A 7,314-nucleotide genomic window follows, 5' to 3' on the forward strand; every position below is an offset into this window, starting at 1 on the left:
AGCACCGCAGGCGCGGCCGGGGCGGGCCCGGCGGGGCCCGGCACCGGCGTCCAGCCGAGCCGGAACAGCGCGTTCCCGGCGGCGGAGCCGGCCCGGCCGAGCCGGTCGGCCTGGACCGGGCGGAGCGTCAGGTCCTCCAGCGTGAAGGCCGGGTTCCCGCCGGCGTCGGCGGCGGTGACGGCGATCCGGTCCGGCGCGGAAGGGGTGATCCGCACCCGCAGCGCGGTGGCGCCGGGGGAGTGCAGGCGCAGCCCGCTCCAGGAGAACGGCATCATGATCTGTTCCCCGGGGCCGTCGTCCTCTTGGAGGTCCGCCGCGAGCGCGAGCGTCTGGAGGGCGGCGTCGAGGAGGACGGGATGCACGCCGTACCCTTCGGCGTCGGCGCGTTCCCGCTCGGGCAGGGCCACGTCGGCGAAGAGGTCGCCGTCGAGGCGCCACGCCGCGCGCACGCCCTGGAACGCGGCCCCGTACCCGGCGCCGCGGTCGGCGAGGTCGGCGTAGAGGTGACCGGTGGCCAGGGGGGTCGCGCCGGGCGGCGGCCACGCCCCGTCCAGCCCGTCCAGGCCGTCGGGCGGGCCGCCGGTCCCGGCGGCCAGGACCCCGGCGGCGTGCCGGGTCCAGGTCCGCTCGCCCGCGTCGGAGGCGGGCCGGGAGTGGACGGTGAGGGAACGCGTCCCGCCGTCCTCGGCGGCGACCGTGACGCGCAGGTCGACCTGCCCGTCCTCGGGGAGGACGAGCGGATCCTGGAGAACCAGCTCGGCGACGTGGTCGCAGCCGGTCCGGGCGGCGGCGTGCGCCGCCAGCTCGGCGAACGCCGCGCCGGGCAGCAGCACCGTGCCGAGGACCTCGTGGTCGGCCAGCCACGGCTGGGTCCGCCGCGACAGCCGGGCGGTGAACACGACGGTGCCGCCGTCGGCGTGCTCGACGGCCGCCCCGAGCAGCGGGTGCCCGGCCGGGGCGAGGCCGAGCCCGCCGGGGTCGCCGCCGAGGCCCCGCGTGTCCAGCCAGTACCGGCGCCGCTGGAACGGGTAGGTCGGCAGGTCGACGCGGCGGGCGCCGGGGAGGCGGCCGGCCCAGTCGACGGCGGTGCCGCCGGTGAACGCCTGGGCGAGGGCGTGGGCGAGCCGGGCGGGCCCGCCGTCGTCACGGCGCAGCGTCGGGATCGCGCCGGGACGGCCCGCCGCCTGCTCCACGGCCTGCTCCACGGTCTCCTCGACGCCGAGGGTGAGGACGGGGTGGGGGCTGGACTCGATGAAGGTGCGGTAGCCGTCGTTCAGCAGGGCCCGGATCGTGTCGGCGAAGCGGACCCGCTCGCGCAGGTTCGTCACCCAGTAGCCGGTGTCGAGCAGGGTCGCGTCCAGGCGGGTGGCGGTGACGGTGGAGTAGAACGGCACCCGCGCCCGCCCCGGCCGGATCCCCGCGAGGACCTCGGTCAGCTCGTCGCGGATCCGGTCGACCTGGGGGCCGTGCGAGGCGTAGTCGACGTCGATCATGCGGGCGCGCAGGCCGTCGGCCTTCGCGCGGTCGACGATCTCGGTGAGCCGGCCGGGCGGGCCGGACAGCACGAGGGAGGACGGCCCGTTCACCGCGGCCACGACCACGCCGCCGCCGATCAGGTCGGCCACCTCCGGGACGCTCACGCCCAGGGACGCCATGGCGCCGCCGCCCGCGAGGCCGCGTAGTGCCTTGCTGCGCAGGGCGACCACTTTGGCGCCGTCGTCGAGGGTGAGGGCTCCGGCGACGCAGGCGGCGGCGATTTCGCCTTGGCTGTGGCCGACGACGGCGGCGGGGGTGACGCCGTGGCTTTCCCACACGGCCGCCAGTGACACCATCATCGCCCACAGGACGGGCTGCACGACGTCCACGCGCGCGAGTTCGGTTCCGTCGCCGCGAAGTACGTCGGTGAGGGACCACTCGACGTACGGGGCGAGGGCCTGCTCGCATTCGGCGATCCGCGCCGCGAACACCGGCGTGGTGTCCAGCAGTTCGGCGCCCATGCCGGGCCACTGGGAGCCCTGGCCCGGGAACACCAGGACGGGACCGGTCTCGCTCGCCACCGCCGCCGTCCCCGGGTGGACGAGGCCCGGGTGCTCTTCCCCGGCGGCCAGGGCCCGCAGGCCCGCCAGCAGCTCGGCGCGGTCGGCGCCGATCACCACGGCGCGGTGCTCGAAGGTCGACCGGGTGGCGGCCAGCGACCAGCCGACGTCGGACGGGTCGTCGTCGCGTCCGGCGAGGTGGCTGGCTAGAGCCCTGGCCCGGTCGCGCAGCGCCTCGGCGGTGCGGGCCGTCACCGGCCACGCCACCGGCCCGGCCGGCCACCGGGCAGACTCGGCGGGGGCGTCCGCGCCGGGCCCCCCGGCGTCGGCCGCGGGCGCCTCCTCGGGCGCCTGCTCCAGGATCAGGTGGGCGTTGGTGCCGCTGATGCCGAACGCCGAGACGCCCGCCCGGCGCGGGCGGTCGCCCGCGGGCCAGGCGACGGGTTCGGCGAGCAGCCGCACGTCACCGGCGTCCCAGTTCACGTGCGGGGTGGGCTCGTCGATGTGGAGGGTGGCGGGCAGTTGCCCGTGCCGCATCGCCATGACCATCTTGATGACCCCGGCGACCCCGGCGGCGCCCTGGGTGTGCCCGATGTTGGACTTCACCGACCCCAGCCACAGCGGACGACCCTCCGGACGATCCCGCCCATAGGTCGCCAGCAGCGCACCCGCCTCGATCGGATCACCCAGCCTGGTACCCGTCCCGTGCGCCTCGACCGCGTCCACCTCACCCGGCGACAACCCCGCACTCGCCAGCGCCGCACGGATCACCCGCTCCTGTGACGGCCCGTTCGGTGCTGTCAGCCCGTTGCTGGCACCGTCCTGGTTCACCGCCGAACCCCGCACCACCGCCAGCACCTCATGACCGTGGCGGCGCGCGTCCGACAGCCGCTCCAGCAGGACGAGCCCGACGCCCTCGCTCCAGCCGGTGCCGTCGGCGGCAGCGGCGAAGGACTTGCAGCGGCCGTCGGGCGCGTTCGCGCGCTGCCGGGAGAACTCGATGAACGCGTCCGGCGTGGCGAGGACCGACACGCCCCCGGCCAGCGCCAGCGTGCACTCCCGCTGCCGGAGCGACTGGCAGGCGAGGTGGATCGCGGTCAGCGACGACGAGCACGCCGTGTCCACCGACACCGCCGGACCCTCCAGGCCCAGCGTGTAGGCGATCCGCCCGGACGCCACGCTCCCGACGTTGCCGGTGCCCGCGTAGCCGCCGACATCGCTGGACGTGCGCATGATCAGCGACAGGTAGTCGTGCGAGCCGACCCCGGCGAACACCCCGGTCTCGCTGCCGCGCAGCGCCTCCCGGGCGAGCCCGGCCCGCTCGAAGGTCTCCCACGCGGTCTCCAGCAGCAGCCGCTGCTGCGGGTCCATGGCGAGGGCCTCGCGGGGGGTGATGTCGAAGAACGCGGCGTCGAAGTCGGCGACGCCGTCGCAGAACCCGCCGTCGGTCACGTACGTCCGGCCGCGGCGCCCCGGCTCCGGGTCGTAGAGGGCCTCGACGTCCCAGTCCCGGTCCGGGGGGAACGCCCCGATGGCGTCGCCGCCGCCGGCCACCAGCCGCCAGAGGTCCTCGGGGGAGCGGACGCCCCCCGGGTACCGGCACGCCATGGCCACGACCGCGATCGGTTCCGGCTCGGCCGCCTCGGCCTCGCGCAGGCGCCGCCGCGTCTCGCGGAGCTCGGCGGTGACCCACCTGAGGTGCTCGAGCAGCTTTTCCTCGTTCGACATCTAGCAGGTGCTCCTTGGCGCGACGCGGTGGACCGGGGTCATCGGGCTCACGACTTTCCGAACTCGTCGGCGATGAGGTCGAAGATGTCCTCCGCCGTCGCCGTCTCCAGATCGGGCCCGGCGGCGGGCCCGCCGCCGCCCGTGCCGTCCGCGCCGTCCCACTTGGCCAGCAGCGCCTGGAGCCGCTGGGTGATCCGGCGCCGGGCCGGGCCGTCCACGGCGGCGGGATCGCTGGCGGAGTCCCAGGTGTCGAGGGCGGACAGGACGCGGCCCTCGTCCGCCGCGCCGTCCTCCGCCTCGTCGACGAGGAGGGGGCGCAGCGCCTCGGCCAGGGCGGTGCACGAGGGGTGGTCGAAGATGAGGGTCGGCGGCAGGTCGAGCCCCGTCGCCGTGATGAGCCGGTTGCGCAGCTCCACGGCGCTGAGGGAGTCGAAGCCGAGCTCCTGGAACGGCTGGCCCGGCGGCACGGTGTCCGGGTCGGGATGGCCGAGGACGGCGGCCACGCGGGTCTGGACCTGGCGGAGCAGGAGGTGGCGCCGTTCGGCGGGCGTGCTCGCCGCGAGCTGCGCGCGGAGCCGCTCGCCGGGCGCGTCGCCGCCGTCCCCGCCCGCGGGTTCCGCGCCGTTCCCGCCGGGCGCCGGGCCCGTCACGGCCGGCACCAGGTCGGCGATCAGGGGACTGGGCCGCTGCGCGGTGAACGTCGCGGGGAAGGTCTCCCAGTCGAGGTCCGCGACGGTGACGGTGACCTCCCGGTGGGTCAGCGCGTCGTGGAGGGCGGTGATGGCCGGCGCCGGGGGGAGGGGGGTGATGCCGCGCTTGCCGACGTAGGCGACGACATCGTCGTCGGCGGCCATGCCCGCCTCGCCCCAGGGCCCCCAGGCCACGGACGTCGCCGGGAGGCCGAGGGCGCGCCGGTGCTCGGCGAGCGCGTCCAGGTGGGCGTTGGCGGCGGCGTAGGTGGCCTGCTGCCCGCTGCCCCAGGAGGTCGCGCCGGAGGAGAAGAGCACGAACGCGGTCAGGTCGAGGTCGCGGGTGAGATCGTGCAGGTGCTCGGCGGCCGCCGCCTTCGGTGCGAGCACTTGCTCCATGTGCGGCACGTCCAGGTCCGCGAACCGCGCCAGCTCCGGGACGCCCGCGATGTGGAAGACGGCGGTGAGGGGGTGTTCCTGTGGGATGTCGTCGAGGAGGTGTTGGAGGGCGTCGCGGTCGGAGACGTCGCAGGCGGTGATGGTGACGCGGGTTCCGAGTGCGGTGAGTTCGTCGGCGAGTTCCCGGGCGCCGGGGGCGTCGGGTCCGCGTCGGCTGGTGAGGATGAGGTGGGGTGCTCCGTTGGTGGCGAGCCAGCGGGCGACGTGGGCGCCGAGTCCGCCGGTGCCGCCGGTGATGAGGGTGGTGCCGTCCGGCCGCCAGGGCGAGTGGCCGTTGGCGGCGCCGAGCGGCGCCCGGCGCAGCCGGCGGACGAGGGCGGCCCCGGGACGCAGGGCGGCCTGGTCCTCGGTCCCGGCGGCCAGCAGCGCGGCCAGATGCGCGGACGTCCCCTGGTCGAGGGCGGCGGGCAGGTCGATCAGGCCGCCCCAGACCTGCGGGTGCTCCAGCGCGGCGACGCGCCCGAGCCCCCAGACCTCGGCCTGCGGGACGCTCGCCGGGGCGTCGCCGGGCGACACCGCGACGGCGCCCCGGGTCAGGCACCAGACCGGCCCGGTGACGCCGGCGTCGTCGGCGGCCTGGACGAGCGCGGCCGTGGCCGCCAGCCCCGCCGTGACGGACGGGTGGCCGGGGCACGGGCTCTCGTCGAGCGCGAGGAGGCTGACGACGCCCGCCGACGCGGCGGCCCGCCCCGAGAGCAGCAGGGTCAGTGCCTCCCGGCCGGTGTCCTCGACGAGGTGCGCGGACACGGTGGCGCCGTGGGTCTCCAGCGCCTCGACGGCGGCCCGGACGGCGGGGTGCTCGCCGTGCCCCGCCGGGATCAGGACCGGCCACGCGCCGGTGAGGACGGGCGCGCCCGGCTCGGGCAGGTGCTTCCACGTGATCTGGTAGCGCCAGGAGTCCACCTGGGTCTGCTCGCGGTGCCGCCTGCGCCACTGCGACAGGACGGGCAGGACCTCGCCCAGCGTGGGCTGCTGGTCGGCGGGGGAGCCGAGGACGTGCGCGAGGGAGTCGAGGTCCTCGCGTTCCACCGCGTCCCAGAATCCGCCGTCGTCGGCCGTCCCCGGCCGCGCCGCCGTCTCCCCGGGGCCGGGGGCGGGCGCGGAGGACAGCCAGTACGCGCGGTCGTGCCGGAACCGGTACGTCGGCAGGTCGACGGTGGCGGGGACCGGCGCGGCGGGGAAGTAGCGCGCCCAGCCGATCGTGCCGGCGTGGGTGTGGAGCCGCGCCAGGGCCTCGGTGAAGGCGAGCAGGTCGGGGCGCTTGCGGTCCAGGACCGCGGTGACGAGCGGACGGGGCCGCCCGTCGCCCGCGAACTCGTGCAGGGTGTGCTGCGCCGCGGTGGCGAGGACGGGGTCGGGACCGAGCTCCAGGTAGGTGTGCGGCGGCGCGTCGCTCACGGCGAGGTGCGCGATGGCCGGATGGAAGCGGACGGGCTCGCGGACGTGCCGCACCCAGTAGTCCGGTGTCGCGATCTCCGGACCGGCGGGCAGCCCGGTGACGTTGCTGATCAGCGGCAGGACGGGCGGCCGGTAGGTGAGGCCGGCGATGGACTCGCCCAGTCCCGCGAGGACGGGTTCCATCAGCGGGGAGTGGAAGGCGTGGCTGACCGTCAGCGTCCGGGTCTTGCGGCCGCGCTCCGCCCAGCGCTCCCTGATCTCGGCGACCGGACCGGCCGCCCCGGAGATCACGGTGCTCTCGGGGCCGTTCAGCGCCGCGACGGCGACCCGCCCGGCGTGCGCTTCGAGGTCGGGCGCCAGCTCCTCGGCGGTGGCCTGGATCGAGGCCATGGCGCCGCCCTCGGGAAGGCCGCCCATCAGCGTGGCGCGGGCCGCGACCAGGCGGCACGCGGCGGGCAGGTCCAGGACCCCGGCGACGTGCGCGGCGGCGATCTCCCCGATCGAGTGCCCGGCCACCGCGTCCGGCTGGACGCCGAGCTCGCCGAGCAGCCGCGCCAGCGCGATCTGCAGGGCGAACAGGCCCGCCTGCGCGTAGGTGGTGTGGTCCAGCAGGCCGTCCCGCCCGGGGACGCCGGTGAACACCGCCTCCCGCAGCGGGTGCTCCAGGTGCGGGTCCAGCAGCCCGCACACCTCGTCGAACGCGGCGGCGAACAGGGGGAACCTCTCGTAGAGGCCGGCGCCCATGCCGAGGCGCTGGCTGCCCTGGCCGCTGAACAGCCACACGGTGCCGCCGCCGGAGGGGGCGGCGGGGGCGGCGGTGGTCAGGCCGGGGTGCTCGCCGCCCGCGGCGAGCGCCTGAAGCCCGGCGACCAGGTGCTCGTGGTCCTCGCCGACCACGACGGCGCGGTGCTCGAACGCCGACCGGGTGGTGGCGAGCGACCAGCCGACCTCGACCGGCGCGGGCTCGCGCCCGGCGAGCCGGGCGGCCAGCGCGGCGGCCTGGT

The 7,314-nt window shown here is 76.8% G+C and carries 2 protein-coding genes; both read right to left on the reverse strand.

The genetic code is table 11. The features are described 5' to 3' along the window. Positions 1-3,764: type I polyketide synthase (locus E1291_RS36950; protein WP_131742701.1), on the reverse strand; the 3,764-nt coding region annotated here is incomplete at its 3' end. A 47-nt stretch (positions 3,765-3,811) separates the two neighbouring features. Next, positions 3,812-7,314: SDR family NAD(P)-dependent oxidoreductase (locus tag E1291_RS36955; protein WP_131742702.1), on the reverse strand; the 3,503-nt coding region annotated here is incomplete at its 5' end.

It is taken from the genome of Actinomadura roseirufa (assembly GCF_900659635.1).
Classification (GTDB): domain Bacteria; phylum Actinomycetota; class Actinomycetes; order Streptosporangiales; family Streptosporangiaceae; genus Spirillospora; species Spirillospora roseirufa.